The organism is uncultured Intestinibacter sp. (assembly GCF_902468165.1).
Classification (GTDB): domain Bacteria; phylum Bacillota; class Clostridia; order Peptostreptococcales; family Peptostreptococcaceae; genus Intestinibacter.
This window is the reverse complement of sequence record NZ_CABQXJ010000004.1, coordinates 23,482-39,337: the sequence shown is the minus strand read 5'-3', so window position 1 is coordinate 39,337 and position 15,856 is coordinate 23,482. Positions and strand designations below refer to the sequence as shown.

At 27.7% G+C, this 15,856-nt stretch carries 13 protein-coding genes and 1 riboswitch; of the genes, 10 read left to right on the top strand and 3 right to left on the bottom strand.

The features are described from left to right. The 5 genes from RDX53_RS01415 (at window position 1) to RDX53_RS01395 (ending at window position 6,578) form a co-directional block, all read left to right on the top strand. Entirely contained in the window at window positions 1–3,249 is a 3,249-nt protein-coding gene (locus RDX53_RS01415) for an FtsX-like permease family protein (RefSeq protein WP_307993573.1), read from the top strand. 98 nt (window positions 3,250–3,347) lie between these two features. After that, the gene (locus RDX53_RS01410) at window positions 3,348–3,557 is read left to right on the top strand and encodes a hypothetical protein (RefSeq protein WP_195929584.1); all 210 of its coding nucleotides are present in this window, start codon (window positions 3,348–3,350) and stop codon (window positions 3,555–3,557) included. A 302-nt stretch (window positions 3,558–3,859) separates the two neighbouring features. Beyond that, window positions 3,860–4,126 carry a hypothetical protein gene (locus RDX53_RS01405; protein ID WP_295574920.1) on the top strand — a complete coding sequence of 89 codons (267 nt, stop codon included), beginning with the start codon at window positions 3,860–3,862 and terminating at the stop codon, window positions 4,124–4,126. After that, the gene (locus RDX53_RS01400) at window positions 4,123–4,791 is read left to right on the top strand and encodes a sulfite exporter TauE/SafE family protein (protein ID WP_307993572.1); all 669 of its coding nucleotides are present in this window, start codon (window positions 4,123–4,125) and stop codon (window positions 4,789–4,791) included. Before RDX53_RS01405 ends, RDX53_RS01400 begins: the two co-directional genes overlap by 4 nt. A 281-nt stretch (window positions 4,792–5,072) precedes the next feature. After that, entirely contained in the window at window positions 5,073–6,578 is a 1,506-nt protein-coding gene (locus RDX53_RS01395; RefSeq protein ID WP_307993571.1) for a DUF1846 domain-containing protein, read from the top strand. Between the two features lie 407 nt (window positions 6,579–6,985). Here the strand turns inward: RDX53_RS01395 and RDX53_RS01390 are convergent, their stop codons facing one another. Both RDX53_RS01390 and hydF read right to left on the bottom strand, forming a co-directional pair. After that, on the bottom strand, window positions 6,986–8,410 hold the full coding sequence (locus RDX53_RS01390) for an aspartate ammonia-lyase (protein ID WP_295574911.1): 1,425 nt from the start codon (window positions 8,408–8,410) through the stop codon (window positions 6,986–6,988). A gap of 4 nt (window positions 8,411–8,414) precedes the next feature. Then, entirely contained in the window at window positions 8,415–9,641 is a 1,227-nt protein-coding gene (gene hydF, locus RDX53_RS01385) for a [FeFe] hydrogenase H-cluster maturation GTPase HydF (RefSeq protein ID WP_307993570.1), read from the bottom strand. A 336-nt stretch (window positions 9,642–9,977) separates the two neighbouring features. Here hydF and RDX53_RS01380 point away from each other — a divergent pair, with 336 nt between their 5' ends. From RDX53_RS01380 to RDX53_RS01360, 5 genes are all read left to right on the top strand, one after another. After that, entirely contained in the window at window positions 9,978–11,879 is a 1,902-nt protein-coding gene (locus RDX53_RS01380) for a hypothetical protein (RefSeq protein WP_307993569.1), read from the top strand. Between the two features lie 105 nt (window positions 11,880–11,984). Then, window positions 11,985–12,479 carry a hypothetical protein gene (locus tag RDX53_RS01375; protein WP_295574904.1) on the top strand — a complete coding sequence of 165 codons (495 nt, stop codon included), beginning with the start codon at window positions 11,985–11,987 and terminating at the stop codon, window positions 12,477–12,479. Between the two features lie 318 nt (window positions 12,480–12,797). Beyond that, a complete protein-coding gene (gene dinB, locus RDX53_RS01370) occupies window positions 12,798–13,907 on the top strand; it encodes a DNA polymerase IV (RefSeq protein WP_307993568.1) in 1,110 nt (369 codons plus the stop codon). Window positions 13,908–14,037: 130 nt separating this feature from the next. Then, window positions 14,038–14,234, top strand: a riboswitch (cobalamin riboswitch). A 353-nt stretch (window positions 14,235–14,587) separates the two neighbouring features. Beyond that, complete coding sequence (locus RDX53_RS01365) at window positions 14,588–14,881, top strand: metal-sensitive transcriptional regulator (protein ID WP_195931864.1); 294 nt, start codon at window positions 14,588–14,590, stop codon at window positions 14,879–14,881. A gap of 11 nt (window positions 14,882–14,892) precedes the next feature. Next, window positions 14,893–15,321: a SoxR reducing system RseC family protein gene (locus tag RDX53_RS01360; RefSeq protein ID WP_195931865.1), complete on the top strand. Its 429-nt coding sequence runs from the start codon at window positions 14,893–14,895 to the stop codon at window positions 15,319–15,321. 49 nt (window positions 15,322–15,370) lie between these two features. Here the strand turns inward: RDX53_RS01360 and RDX53_RS01355 are convergent, their stop codons facing one another. Continuing rightward, the gene (locus RDX53_RS01355; RefSeq protein ID WP_195931866.1) at window positions 15,371–15,853 is read right to left on the bottom strand and encodes a threonine/serine exporter family protein; all 483 of its coding nucleotides are present in this window, start codon (window positions 15,851–15,853) and stop codon (window positions 15,371–15,373) included. Window positions 15,854–15,856: the final 3 nt, after the last annotated feature.

The window sequence follows — 15,856 nt, the reverse complement described above, 5'->3', positions numbered from 1 at the left end:
ATGAAAAGTGCACTTAATAAAGATTTTATCAGAGATATAAAAAATTCAAAGGGAAGATTTATTTCTATTTTACTAATAGTTGCATTGGGGGTAGCTTTCTTTTCTGGGATTAAGGATGCACCTCTAGTTATGAAAAAAACATCAGATTCATATTATGATGATTATAATTTAATGGATATAAGGATAACATCTACTTTAGGGCTTACTGATAACGATGTAGATGAAATTAAAAAGATAGAAAAAGTAGATGGCATAAAAGGAACATACGCTATAGAAGCAATATCAACTTATAAAGATAAAGACAGTGTAGTTCAAGTACAAAGTATAAATTTAGATGATTACAAACAAAACAATAAAAATTATATAAATAGACTCAAAGTAGTCAAAGGTAGATTGCCACGAAATAGTGGCGAATGTGTAATTGAAAAATCTAAATATCAATTTTTAGGATATCCTATAGGAAGTAAGATAAAAATAGAATCTGGAGTAGATGACGATATTGGAAATAGCCTCAAAAAGAAAGAATATACAGTCGTGGGATATGTAAATACTCCATATTATTTGTCTCATGAAAAAGGAAATGCCTCTATAGGTGGAGGTAGAATACAAGGGGCAATGATGATTTTAGATAGTGATTTTAACTTGGATGTATACACAGATATTTACTTAACTGTAAAGGGAGCTAAAAACTTAGATACTTATTCAGAAAAGTATCAAAACTTAATAGATTCAGTTACAGAAGATATTGATAAAATAAAAGAAAATCAAATAGAAACTAGATATAATCAAGTAATATCAGAAGCCAAAAAAGAGTTAGATAAGGGAGAAAAAGAATATAACGAAAATAAAGAAAAAGCTGAAAATGAAATTAAAGATGCACAAACTAAAATAGATAATTCAAAATTAAAATTACAAAATAGTAAATTACAACTCGACTCACAAAAACCAAAGACTCAAAGTGAAATAATAAACAGCAAGAAGCAAATACAAAGTGCAAAATCACAGCTTGAATATGGAAAACAACAGTATCAAAATTCACTTAAAGAATTTCAAACTCAAAAGAAAAACGCAGAAGCTGGATTTATACAAGCAGAATCAAAGATAAAACAACTACAATCGCAACAATATCAACTACAACAACAATCAAGTGAGTTAAATTCACTGCTTAATAATCAAAATCTAACTCAAGAACAAAAATATTACTACCAAAATCAATTAGAATCTATAAATCAAAATTTATCACAATTAACATCAAGTATATCATATGCTAAAAATGAATTAGAAAATCAAAAGCAAGCTCTTAAACAAGCTGAAAATAAATTAAATCAGACAAAGCAAACTCTAGACACAAACGAAGCTAAGATAAAGCAATCAGAAATTACATTACAAAACTCAGAAAAAAGTGCAAATATCCAAATTTCACAAGCAGAACAAGAAATAAAAAATGGACAAGCTGAAATAGAGCAAGCGCAAAAAACTTTAGACGAAAAGAAAAAAGATACAGAAAGCCAGCTATCAGAGGCTAAAAAGAAATTGGAAGATTCTAAAGCTCAGATAAAAAATATTGAACGTCCAACATGGTACGTTTTAGATAGAGATAGCCATAGATCTTTCGTCGAATATGAAGGATGCGCCAATAGCATAGATGCACTTGCAAAAATATTCCCTGTATTTTTCTTTGCAGTGGCGGCTCTTGTATGTTTGACAACTATGACGAGAATGGTAGATGAACAGAGAATAAATATAGGTACTTTAAAAGCGTTAGGATATACTGTATTTGATATAGCTAAAAAATATATATTATATGCATTTACAGCTAGTATAGCTGGTAGTGTGCTTGGTTTATTGATAGGATTTTCTGTATTTCCAATAGTAATTTTTTATTCGTATGGAATGATGTATACTCTTCCAGATATGCAAGTAGCTATCGATATAGTACTAGCTATAGGAATTACTATAGTTGCAGTACTAATAACAACATTATCAGCTTATATAGCTTGTAAAAAGGAATTGATGGAAGAACCATCAGCACTTATGAGACCGAAAGCGCCAAAAAACGGAAAGAGAATATTATTAGAAAGAGTAGATTTCATATGGAAGAGACTTAGTTTTATAAGTAAGGTAACTCTCAGAAATATATTTAGATACAAAAAGAGATTTTTTATGACAGTATTGGGGATAGCTGGATGTACGGCACTTTTAGTTACTGGATTCGGTATAAAAGACTCTATCCAAATGATAGTAAGCGGACAATATGGCGAAATATTAAAATACGATATGCAAGTATCACTTACAAATAAATTAACAGATAAAGAAATAGAAAATATAGATAAAGAATTAGATAAAACTCAAAATATTAAATCATATGAGTTTTTTGTATATGAAAATGGAGAAGTCAGAACTAAAAAAGGCAATGAAGAAGTGAATATAGTTATTCCAGATAACCTAGATAAATTAAATAAATTTATTCATCTTAGAGAGAGAGTTAGCCATAAGAAGATAAACTTAGATAATGACGGTTTAGTACTTAGTGAAAAAGCAGCTAGAGTTATAGGCGCATCAGTAGGAGATACAATAAAATTAAAAAATAGTGATGATATAACTGTAGAGGCAAGAGTAAGCGCCATAACAGAAAACTATATATCTCACTATGCATATATGACTAAAGATTATTACAACAAACTATTTAATAATATACCTCAAAATAATAAAGTTTTAGGTATTTTAAATAGTACATCATCAAAACAAGAAGATAAATTATCTGAAGAGATAATAAATGTAGATGGAATATCAGGCGTCACATTTAATACAATATCAAAGCAGACATTTAGCAATACGATTAAAAATTTAAACTATGTAGTTTTAGTTATGATAGTTTCTGCCGGTTCTTTAGCATTTGTAGTTTTATATAACTTGACGAATGTAAATATCTCAGAGAGAATTAGAGAAATTGCAACGATAAAGGTTTTAGGTTTTTATGATGGAGAGACAGCAGCTTATATTTATAGAGAAAACATCATACTTACAATAGTGGGAATGATAGTAGGGCTCGTATTAGGTAAGTTTTTACACCAATATATTATGATCACTGTAGAAATAAAATCTATGATGTTTGGAAGAATAATAAGTTTGAAAAGTTATATTATAGCAGCTATTTTGACAATATTACTTTCACTTATAGTAAACATAGTAATGTATTATAAGTTGAAAAATGTAAAAATGGTAGAGTCGTTGAAATCAATCGATTAAAAATTTATGAAAAAGTTTTGGAAATTTAATGTCAAAAATATTATATTCAACATAGTATAATTTAGAAATAAAAATTATCAGCAAGGGGGAACAATATAATGTTAGAAAGATTTTTCGGCGGTTGCGACGGTGGATTCTTTGGTATGGGATGGTGGATAATAATATTATTCTTCTTATTCCTAGCATTTGGAGAAACTTGGGTTGATATAGATATTTGTGCATGGATACCATTCTTAATATTATTATTAATAGTTTGTGCAAGTACTGGCATAGATGGTGTTGATGACGGCTGTGGATGTGGCTGCTAATATTAAATAAAACAAATTATAATTAATTAATAGGGCATATAAAATAGTTTTATAAATTATTTTATATGCCTTTTTAATATTTAAGGAGATTATATCTAATAGCAAAGACTGATACAATACTTACGCAGGGATTTAATTATGTTAGGACTGTTTTTGAAAGTAAAGATATACCGCTTGAAGTAGCTTTATCAAATAAGAATAATATAACTATTTATGTAAATGGAAGTATACTCACAAATCAAAATGTAAATATCAAATCAGCAAGAGGATTAAATAAAAACTACAAAACAGATTCTAATGGAATGATTTCTAACTTAAAAATAAGAGATTTAAGACAGGGAATAACAGTCACTTATAATGCAGGAAATAATCAAACCTATGTATGCTCTTATATAGTTGAGTCTAATAAATTATTTACACCACTTTACTTTGAAGCACAAAAACCGATGTTATATTGTTGTTTATTATCAGCAGTACTTATGAAAGATGTATATGTTGCCAAATATCCTCAATTTAATGGCTCAATTGGTGCGGCAATAATGGCAAAAGAAAGAGGAGAAGTTATATGATAGGGACAACGCTGATATCTTGCATAACGGGAGGATTTTCAATTGGACTTGGATGTGGTACTTGTTGTAGTCCAGCTATAGGTGTATTTTTATCGACTTATATAGTTTCACATTCACAAAATATGAAAAAGGCGTTTATTACATTTTTTAGTTTTTTCTTTGGAAAAATTCTCTCTGTAATAAGCCTTTGTATGATTAGCTCATATCTAGGAAATAAATTTTTATTTAAAGATGGACATATTGGCTCAATCGACTTGAGTAAAGTAATGAGTATAACATTTATAGTTTTAGGTTCATTTTTAATAGTGAAGTATTTCTATAATAGACAAAAAAGCGACAGATCATGTAAGTCTTGTAGTGGAAGTTGTGGGTCTAATTTAAAAAATAAAGATTGGCCACCTTTAATAATAGGAATAGCTTACGGTCTTACACCATGTGCACCTCTTCTTTTAATAATTGGGTATGCAAGTACAATATCTATTACAAATGCGATATTACTTGGACTTTGTTTTAGTATGGCAAGTATAATTTCACCTATGATAGTAGTTGTATTGCTTTCAGGCATAATTTCAAATAATTTATATGAAGAATTGCCAAAGTACATAGATTTATTTAAATTGATGTGTTATGGAGTATTGATATTTATAGGAATAAAAACTTTATAATTAAAAAATAAAAGTCAGCTTATAACTTTTTGTACTTTTTTTAATAATATTATTAGATATTATAAGGAAAAATACAGTATATAGGCTGGCTTTTTTGAATTTAAATTTTATTAAAATAAAATCTTGAAATAATTTTAACTGGATTGTATAATATAACCTTAGTGATAAATAAGTATTTGTGTAATTAGTATTTTTTTAGTATTTGCCCATAAGGCGAATATAATTTTTTTTATGTGTAGAAAATTTATTTTAAAGACGGAAAATTAGAGAGGTGTTAAAGTATGAAACAAGGTTTTGATGCAAAAAAATATTTAGAACAACAATCTAAATATATATTAGAAAGAGTTAATAATTTCGACAAACTTTACATAGAGTTTGGTGGAAAACTTATCGGAGATTTACATGCAAAGAGGGTTTTACCTGGATTTGATGAAAATGCTAAGATAAAAGTATTACAACATATCAAAGATCAATTAGAGGTTGTAATCTGTGTTTATGCTGGAGATATCGAAAGAAACAAAAAAAGAGGCGATTTCGGTATAACTTACGATATGGAAGTTCTAAGATTAATAGATGATTTAAGAACTTATGAATTAGATGTAAACAGTGTAGTTATAACAAGATATGAAGGACAACCTGCAACTACAGTATTTATAAATAAATTAGAGCGTCGTGGTATAAAAGTTTACAAACATGCTCCAACTAAAGGGTATCCATCTGATGTAGATACAATAGTTAGTGATGAAGGATATGGTGCAAACCCATATATAGAAACTACTAAACCAATAGTTGTTGTTACAGCTCCAGGACCAAACAGTGGTAAATTGGGAACTTGTTTAAGCCAATTATATCATGAACATAAAAGAGGAAATTCTGTAGGATATTCAAAATTCGAAACATTCCCAGTTTGGAATCTTCATTTAAATCATCCAGTAAACGTAGCATATGAAGCTGCAACTGTAGATTTAAAAGACGTAAATATGATAGATTCATTCCATTTAGATAGATATGGAGTAAAAGCTACAAACTACAACAGAGATTTAGAGTTATTCCCTGTTCTTAAAAAGATAATAGAAAAAATAACAGAAGAAGAGTCAATATTCCAATCACCAACAGATATGGGTGTTAATAGAGTAGGATTCGGAATATATGATGATGAAGCAGTAAGCGAAGCATCAAGACAAGAAATAATAAGAAGATACTTTAAAACTGGTTGTGAATACAAAAAAGGTGAAGTAAATAAAAGTTCATATGAAACTATGTCTTTAATAATGGAAAAATCAAACTTAAAACCTGAAGATAGAAAAGTTGTTATACCAGCTAGAGAATACAGCGAAAAATTAAAAGCAGCTGGAGAAAAAGATGAATTATGCACAGTAGTAGCATTAGAATTAAATGATGGAAATATAATAACAGGAAGAAGCTCAGAATTAATGGGAGCTAGTGCAGCAGCAGTATTAAATGCAGTAAAAGTTCTAGCTAATATTCCAGATGATATGTTATTAATATCACCAGTTATATTAGAACCAATCATAAAATTAAAAACTGATACTTTAGGAAGTAGACAAGTTTCATTAAGCTTAGAAGAAGTATTAACAGCACTTTCAATATGTGCAGTTACAAATCCAGCAGCTCAAATGGCTATGGATCAATTAGTAAAATTAGAAGGAGCACAAGCTCATTCAACTACTATGCTTAGCAAAGATGATGAACAAACATTTAGAAAATTAGGTATAGATGTGACTTGTGAAGCAGTTTACCCTTCTCAAAATTTATACTATGTGTAAATTGTATTTGATAGGAAAATAAATTGTAGATAAATTTTTATATATAGAAAATGAGCCTTCTATCGTAGATAGAAGGCTATAAATTATTTTTATTCGTATAATTTTTTGTGTAAGTATTTTGTGTAAGTATTAAGTATTTTAAAGACCTCAAATTTTTGAGGTGGAATATTATTGTATAATTTTTTTATAGAAAAGTCAATGTATTTTTCATAAAAAATTATATTATAAATGTAAGTTAATATTTGTGATATATTTTTGTTGAGAGAGTGTAGTAGTGTTAAACTGCTACACTCTCTTTTTATAATATATAAAAGTAAATCTAAAGAATGAACAAAGTCGACCGCGAATGGCTGCAGTGAATCTTTGAGCAACGGACGAAGTCGTTGGCGATATGAACGCAGTGAATCTTATAAATAAGTTATAGAATGGTTGTAATTTAAGATTTCATCTAATTTATTTTTATCTAATAATCCTCTTTCTAAGACGATTTCTTTTACCTTTTTAGGATCATTATTGCTTTTAGATACAATTTCGCAAGCCATATCATAACCTATGTAAGGAACTAATGCAGTTGCGAGAAGAACGATTGAATTATCTAGATGTTTTTTGCAATTTTCCTCATTGGCAGTAATAGTATTAATACATTTTGTTCTAAATATTTTTAATGTTTCTGTAAGCAATGTTAAACTTTCAAGTATACTATCTGCAATTAAAGGCATAAATGCATTTAATTCAAAATTACCGTTCGCTGCACACATACTGATTGCACTGTCATTTGCCATGACTTTTATTGCTACTTGTGTTACCATTTCTGGAATTACAGGATTTACTTTACCGGGCATAATCGTACTTCCGGCTTGCATATCAGCAAGATGTATTTCATTAAATGGTTTTGAATTCATTATGCGTAAATCTGTAGATATTTTCATAATATTTACCGCTAATGATTTTAGAAGTCCTGATACTTCAACAAATACATCATTGTTTTGAGTTAAATCTATAGGATATTCAGATTTTGCAAGTCCAATTCCTGTTAAATCTCTAATTATTTCAATAACTCTAAAAGTATATAATCTATTTGCATTACTTCCTGTGCCTATAGCAGTTCCACCTAAGTTTACTTGTCTTAGTCTTTCTTCAACTTTATAAATTCGCCACCTATCTCTAGCAATTGCCTGAGCATATGCTCCAAATTCTTGTCCTAAAGTTATGGGAAGGGCATCCATCATTTCAGTACGTCCTAGTTTAACTACAAATTCAAATTCATTTTCTTTTCTTTGTAGTGCTTCTTGCAACTTACTACATTCATCACTAAGAGCTCTAACTAAGTTAATACATGCAATCCTTAAAGCTGTTGGATACACATCATTTGTAGATTGCCCCATATTTACATGGTCTAAAGGATGAATATAATCGTAATCGCCAGGTTCTTTCCCAAAAATTTTTAATGCTAAGTTAGCTATAACTTCATTTACATTCATATTAGTGGAAGTTCCAGCACCACCTTGAAGGGCATTAGTTATAAAATTTTCATCATACTTTCCAGATAAAATTGCATTACATGCTTCAACTATTGCATTTGCTCTTTCTTTATCTAATGTTTTAACTTTTTCATTTGCCATAGCAGCAGCTTTTTTAACAGTTACCATAGCATAAATAAGTTCTTTTCTTACTTTTGAATTGCTTATATTAAAATTTTCAAAAGCACGGGCAGTTTGAATTCCATAAAGTAGGTCTTTATCAATACTTACTGTCCCTAACTTATCTTTTTCAATTCTTTTTTTAGGATTATTATTTGTTTTGTCAGTTTGATTTATTGTAATATTGTCCATAAAATCACTCCTGTTCTTCTAATAAGTAAGATACATGAGGAAAGGCTTCTACTGTTCTATGTAAAATTCCCTGCATATATGCTATTAAAATACCATAATTAGTTATAGGAATATTTTGATCTTGTGCACATTTTATTCTATATTTCATCTCTCTAGCATTTAGAGTACATCCACCACAGTGAACTATCATCTTGTACTTTGATAAATCGTATGGGAATTCTACGCCACTTGAAAATTCAAAATTAAGTCTTTTACCACAATGTTGCATTATCCATCTCGGTATTTTTACACGACCGATATCATCACATTGTCTATGGTGTGTACATCCTTCAGAAAGTAAAACAGTATCACCATCGTTTAAACTTTCTATGGCTTTTGCACCTTTTACTAATTCTTCTAAATCGCCTTTATATCTGGCAAATAGAATTGAAAAGGAAGTTAATAAAATATCTTTTGGAGTATCTGCTGAAACTTTAGCAAAAACTTGAGAATCAGTTATTACTATTTTAGGCTTTTTACCTAAGCTAGCTAAAGTATCTCTAAGTTCATATTCTTTTACAACAATTGCAGTTGCATCTGATTCTAATATATCTCTTATTGTTTGTTGTTGAGGAAGTATCAATCTTCCCTTTGGAGCGGCTTTATCTATAGGGACTACAAGGACTACAAAATCAGAAGGGTCTAATAAATCGCCTACAATTTGAAATTTTGATTCATCTGAAGGTGCTTGTTTGGCTATAAGTTCTTTTAATTCATATATATTTTCTTTTGTTATAGAGCTGACCCACATAGTATTAGGAGAGTCTTCTAGAGGTAAGTCTAAATTTTTTTCTTTTACTAAGTCTAATTTATTCATTACTACTATATACGGAATTTTTTTTTCTTTAAATTTTTCTATTAAAGCGTTGTCTTGTGGAGTTACCCCGATTAATCCATCGACAACTAATATGCCTATATCGGTTTTATTTAAAACTTGATAACTTTTTTTAACACGCATTTTACCAAGTTCCCCAGTATCATCAAGACCAGGAGTATCAATTATCATTACAGGACCTAAAGGCAACAGTTCCATAGCCTTTGAAACAGGGTCAGTAGTTGTACCTTTTACATCAGATACTATTGCTAAATCTTGATCTGTTATTGCATTTATTACACTTGATTTTCCAGCATTACGTTTCCCAAATATACCTATATGCACACGTTCTGCAGAAGGTGTAGAGTTTAAGCTCATCTAAATTTCCCCCTTAAAATAAAATTACCTTGCAAAAAGCAAGGATATTAAAAAATATTTTGAAACCTTATACTTTTTCCTCGGAATAACCTCTGAATCAGTTTGGTCTTTTATATTAGTTATAACAAAAATAATTTCGGTTACAACTTTAATAAAATTATATCATAATAAGTTTTTAATTATCAATAAATGGAAAAATTAATATGAAAAGTGTCAAAGATTGGTGTTTTTAGGTTGGAAAATTTATAAATTAACAATATAATTTAAGTAGAAGACAGAATTAGGGTTTATGTGTAATTTTCAAAATTGAAATATAAATAAAAGAAGGTTATTAATATGGATAAAAAACAAATACAAAGAGAAAGTCTAAAAAATATACTATATAGTATATTTGATAATTATGGAGATTTATCAAAAAAGATATACATAGTAATTAGTGATGTAGAAAATAATAAACATATTTGTGAAGAAATTTTAAAAATAATAAACAAAAATACACCATCATTTATTAGAAAAATATTAGTTGGTTATAATGATGATAACAAAAATGTCGCGGTTAAATTAAAAAGAAGAAATGAAAAATTTAATATAGTAGAAAAATATGATTTAAATAGCAAAGATGACGTAGTAATAGATATATATAATATGGATTTATCTAAAGAAAAGTACAGTTATGAAAGTAAATTTATTGTAGGTTATATTGTAAGTTTAGATGATATTAAAAAGACTAAATTCTTTAAAGAGATAAAAAAGAAAATTATATCTAATAGAGAAGTTAAAAGTGAAAATCAAATAGCTTTAAATCTAAATGATTTATATAATATCTGTATAGAGCAGACAGTATGGAAAAATGAAGATGATATAAGTAAAATGAATAATTGGATTTACAATATAATAAATCCACATGCTTTAAATAGTGAATTGCTTAATAAAATGCTAGATACAATAAATGAACAATTAGACAATCTAAAATTTTCTTCATACTTAGAATATATTTTATCTAAAAGCGAAAATAAAACACTAGAATATATTTCACCATCAGGAGATTTATACAAACTACTGCTTTTTGAAGATATACTTAGAATAGATTATAAAGATAAGTGTAAAGTAAAAATTGATTTAGATGTAGACTATATAGGCACATGGTGGAGCGAAAATATCTTACCTCTATTTAAAGCAAAATATAATAAAGAAGATTTAGTAAACGAATTACAACTAGAAATTAAAAAGAATGAAATAATAGATTTTCATGGGAAAAATTTTGAAAAGTTCAAAAATAAAATAATAAGTGAGATACAAAAAGAATATAGCGAACTTGAAGTTTTAGAAGATAATTCTGAAAAAGATGAGAAAATATCTTTAGAGCAAAATATAAAAGAACTGAAGACTGAAAATATATCGGATTTAGAACATACAATTGAGCAAAGTCATCTAAAATATCAAGGAAATAGGGAACTTTTAAAAGAATATTGTAGCGATAAATTTATAGATATATTAGAAAACAAAGAAAAAAGTTATAGCCTAAAAGAATTAGAACAATTTCTAAGAGAAAATGAAGACTACTTCAATGATAAAGCATATGTATATTTTGAAATATGTATACAAAAGAAAATTCAAAACTTAGAAGAAAATCTTTTAAATGATATTTGTGATGTAAAAGATTTACAAGACCTTGAAAACTTACATAATAAAATTTTAGAAAATGGTGACTTTGTAAAATGTGAAGATTTAGAGAGTATTATTTTTACAAAAATGGAGTCAATCATAAAAAAACTAAATTTAGCAGAAATAAACGACGAGGACAATATAAGAATAGCAAATAATATATATGATAATACTGAATCAATTAATTTAGAAAAATATCCTGTTGCTGAATTGCTTATCTGCAGAGATATAAATATAGACTTAGACAACGTAATGGATTCCATAAATTATTTGAAAGATACAATAGACGAAATCAAAGAAACTGTAGTAGATAACTGTATTTTTAATTATGAATATTACAATATGAATATACAAATAAATGGAACAGATAATTACTATACTATTAAATTTAGATACTTAAATGATTTAGTAGACTATATAAAAATAAAAGAGGGAAATAAATTTTTACTTAATTTAAAAAGCATAAATAAAGATGTAAAATATAAGAAAAGAGTTTTTAATAAAGGTAATACTGAAATAATAAAAGAAATAGATAATTTCTATTTAGAAAAACAACTTGCTAAAAGTAAATAAAAATATACTAGAAACTTTATTCGAGGTTATATATTAAAACATATAAAGACAATTATAAAAATATTTGATATACTTAACAGTGAATTTAAATTTGGGAGGGAAAATATGAACAATAAGGAAATAAGCATCACCCCATCTAACAGCAAGAAAGTTTCATATGTAGTAGTTTTTGCAATAGTTGCATTAGTATATCTAGTAATGATGAAATTTAACTGGATTACACGTGAACTTGGAATAGGGTTAGTAGCATTTTGTGCATGTGTATCACTTTATTTTTTATATAGCTTATGTTTTCCAAAAGCATCTCTTGTTATCAATCAAGATGGTATAAAAGAAAAAGCTATAAGAGGTAAAGGTCTTATTAAATGGGAAAAAATAAGTGAAGTGTATATATGTATAATTCCAAAGAAAAAATACGATACATATTACTTAGGTATTAAATACCGTAAAGATGAAAATGATAAAAGAAAAGTTAAATTTAAAGGTAAAGTCAACGAACGTATAGGAGATGTTGTACTTACTTTAGATGAACTTGAAATGGAGCCTTATGAAATTTATAATAATATTCAAAAATACTATAGCAAATTTATAAAAAGATAGTAAAATTATTATAATATAAGAAACAAAAAAGGGAGTCTTAAAAATAGAAATAACTATTTTTTAGTCTCCCTTATATAATTTCACAAAAAGAAAAGACCTATTTAATGAAACGGTCTTTTTACAATAAAGTAAATAAAATAATTTGGTTATGAGTAAGGAATTCTTAATTCCCTGGATAATTTAATTTTATATTATTTTTATTATGATTTCAATATATATAACAAAAAATAATCATATGAAGAGGAATAATGTATATAAACAATAAGAGAAATATTTTAACTTATAATAAATTAAAAAACTATAAAAAAGGTGATTTAAATGGAGCAAATTAGGAAAATAATACATATAGATATGGATGCCTTTTTTGCATCTGTAGAACAAAGGGACAATCCAAATTTAAAAGGGAAACCAGTTATAGTAGGAGGAAGCCCAAACAGTAGAGGAGTAGTGGCGACTTGTTCTTATGAAGCTAGAAAATACGGTATTCATTCCGCAATGCCATCAAAAATAGCTCAAAAAAGATGCCCCTATGCCGTTTTTGTAAGACCTAGATTTGATACTTATAGACAAGTATCAAATCAAATAAGAGATATATTTCATAGGTATACAGATTTAGTAGAGCCGTTATCATTAGACGAAGCTTTCTTAGATGTGACTAATCCCAAAATACCTATAAAATATGCTACAACTATTGCAAAGTTTATAAAAAGAGATATCTTAATGGAGACAGGACTTACTGCTTCTGCGGGTATTTCATACAACAAATTTCTGGCTAAGTTAGCATCTGATTATAATAAACCAAATGGATTTACAGTAATAATTCCAGATAATGCTCAAGATTTTTTAGATAAATTACAAATACAAAAGTTTTTTGGTATTGGAAAGGTAACTGCTAAAACACTAAAACTTATGGGAATAAATAATGGATATGATCTTAGACAACTTAGTTTATATGAATTAGAAAAATTGTTTAAAAGCAGAGGATATATTTATTATAATTTTGCGAGAGGAATAGATAATAGACCTGTTGAACCATATAGAGAACGTAAATCTGTAGGTTCAGAAACAACACTAGACCACAATTACAGATTAGATGAAGAAGAACTTGTAAATATATTAGATGAATTATGCCTAGATGTAAGCAATAGAATTATGTATTTAAATAAATTAGGCAAAACAGTCACACTTAAGATGAAGTTTGAGGATTTTACACAAATAACGCGCAGTACAAGTCTAGAATACGGAATAAACTCACATAAAGATATAAGAAAAAATATATACAATCTATTTAGAAATATACAGTGTAATAATCTACAAATACGTTTAGTCGGTGTAACTTTATCAAATTTAATAGATATAAATGAGAGTACACACAATATAACACTATTTGAATATATGAAAAATATAAGCACTGATAAAGATGATTAAAATAAATTTATTTAAATATTGTATAATAAAATAGCATATCATAAAGTATTATAATTTATTGAAAAAATTGTAAAATAAGGATATAATTAAGTATACACATTGTTGTATAGATTTTTTGAATAAGATTCACGAATTGAATATTGTTCAAGGTGTATTTAAAACAATACTTAAAAGGGAATGTGGTGAAAAGCCACAGCAGCCCCCGCTACTGTAAGAATGACGAAAGCTTAAGGTTTTGGAGAACTTAACCTCCACTGTTAAATCGGGAAGGAGAAGCAAGTAGGATGATTTCAAGCCAGGAGACCTGCCTAAAATAATACATGCTCTTTCGGAGGGAGAGAAATACTGTAATATGGGTTATTTATAATCGCGCGGAAAATAGACAATATACATATTATAGATTTTTTTGGGACCGAAGAAAATGGTTCTTTTTTTGTGAATAATAAAAGAACATTAATTCAATTTGTGAGTCTTATTTTATTGGATAAATTTAATAAAAAGAAAGTGTAATATTTAGTAACTTAGATATTTAAAGTTAAACATATTAGTAAGATTTTAAAATAATAAAAAATATATAATAAACCATTTTTTGAAATATGAAAATGAATAATTTTTAGGAGTTAAATTTACACTTTTTTAATGATATAATAATATATATCACTAATAAGAGGTGTTAAATAATGAGTGAAAAAAAATTGGCTAAAGGAAATGACAAAGCTGCACTAAATAGAAGGCTTAAGAGAATTGAAGGACAAGTAAAAGGAATTCAAAAAATGGTAGAAGATGATAGATATTGTGTAGATATATTAGTTCAAATATCAGCAATTAGATCTGCTATAGATAATGTAGGCACAATGATACTAGAAAACCATATTAAGGGCTGTGTTTCTAATGATATAAAATATGGAAATGAAGAAGAAAGTGAAGCGGCAATTAAGGAATTAATGGATACAATAAAAAAATTCACAAAATAGGGGGGGCTATTATGAATCAACAGGGGTTTATAGTTGAAATAGTAGATGATAAAACTGCTAAAATGCGTATGCAAAGACATTCTGCATGTGCTTCATGTGGTAAATGTGCAAAATTAACTTCAGAAAGTCAAGATTTAATAGTAGAAGTCGACAATCAAATTGGAGCAAAAGTAGGGGATCACGTAGAAGTTAGTATGGATAGTGTAAAAGTAATGAAAGCAACTATGTTGGCATATATGTTGCCACTAGTATTTTTAATTGCAGGGACAGCTATATGCTTTTTTGTACTTAATAATATAAACTTTAACGGTCCAATAGAATTATTAAGTGGACTATGTGGATTATTATGTACATTTTTAAGCTATCTTTATCTAAGAAAAAACGATAAAAAATATAGAGAGAGCAGAGATTATATTCCTATAGTAGTGAGAATAATTTAAATATAAGGGGTTTTGTAGCTGTGATTAATAAACCACAGCCACAAAACCCCTATTTTTCTAACTTTTCTTCAAGTTTTTTTAAATGCATCTTTTTAACAAGTATATAATAAGTTTTTGTAAAAGATGTAATTATAAGAATTCCGATTGCTATTCCAGTACTTTTAAATAGAGAATCCGTTCCAGTAGATACAGCAAGTGCATAATCTTTTTGAACTAATGAATACATAGTATTATATAATCCAAGACCAGGCACAAGTGGAAGTATTCCAGGTATTATAAAGTTTATAGCTGGATATTTTAATTTACGAGCTAAAATTTCACTAAATAATGAAACAACAGCAGATGCTATAACCATAGAAAATACATTTGAAATATATTCTGAGTTAGCCATAACAACATAAGTACACCATCCTATACCACCTACTATACCACATGGAATAAGTGATTTTTTAGGTGCATTAAAGAATATAGAAAAACCTGCTGTAACTGCAAATGAAAATATAAAGTTTATTATTAAATCTTTAATAGTCATTTA

Excerpts from the sequence above, each read along its gene's own strand:
- RDX53_RS01415 (WP_307993573.1), top strand. The coding sequence starts at position 1 with ATGAAAAGTGCACTTAATAAAGATTTTATCAGAGATATAAAAAATTCA.
- RDX53_RS01410 (WP_195929584.1), top strand. The coding sequence starts at position 3,348 with ATGTTAGAAAGATTTTTCGGCGGTTGCGACGGTGGATTCTTTGGTATG.
- RDX53_RS01405 (WP_295574920.1), top strand. The coding sequence starts at position 3,860 with ATGATTTCTAACTTAAAAATAAGAGATTTAAGACAGGGAATAACAGTC.
- RDX53_RS01400 (WP_307993572.1), top strand. The coding sequence starts at position 4,123 with ATGATAGGGACAACGCTGATATCTTGCATAACGGGAGGATTTTCAATT.
- RDX53_RS01395 (WP_307993571.1), top strand. The coding sequence starts at position 5,073 with ATGAAACAAGGTTTTGATGCAAAAAAATATTTAGAACAACAATCTAAA.
- RDX53_RS01390 (WP_295574911.1), bottom strand. The coding sequence starts at position 8,410 with ATGGACAATATTACAATAAATCAAACTGACAAAACAAATAATAATCCT.
- hydF (WP_307993570.1), bottom strand. The coding sequence starts at position 9,641 with ATGAGCTTAAACTCTACACCTTCTGCAGAACGTGTGCATATAGGTATA.
- RDX53_RS01380 (WP_307993569.1), top strand. The coding sequence starts at position 9,978 with ATGGATAAAAAACAAATACAAAGAGAAAGTCTAAAAAATATACTATAT.
- RDX53_RS01375 (WP_295574904.1), top strand. The coding sequence starts at position 11,985 with ATGAACAATAAGGAAATAAGCATCACCCCATCTAACAGCAAGAAAGTT.
- dinB (WP_307993568.1), top strand. The coding sequence starts at position 12,798 with ATGGAGCAAATTAGGAAAATAATACATATAGATATGGATGCCTTTTTT.
- RDX53_RS01365 (WP_195931864.1), top strand. The coding sequence starts at position 14,588 with ATGAGTGAAAAAAAATTGGCTAAAGGAAATGACAAAGCTGCACTAAAT.
- RDX53_RS01360 (WP_195931865.1), top strand. The coding sequence starts at position 14,893 with ATGAATCAACAGGGGTTTATAGTTGAAATAGTAGATGATAAAACTGCT.
- RDX53_RS01355 (WP_195931866.1), bottom strand. The coding sequence starts at position 15,853 with ATGACTATTAAAGATTTAATAATAAACTTTATATTTTCATTTGCAGTT.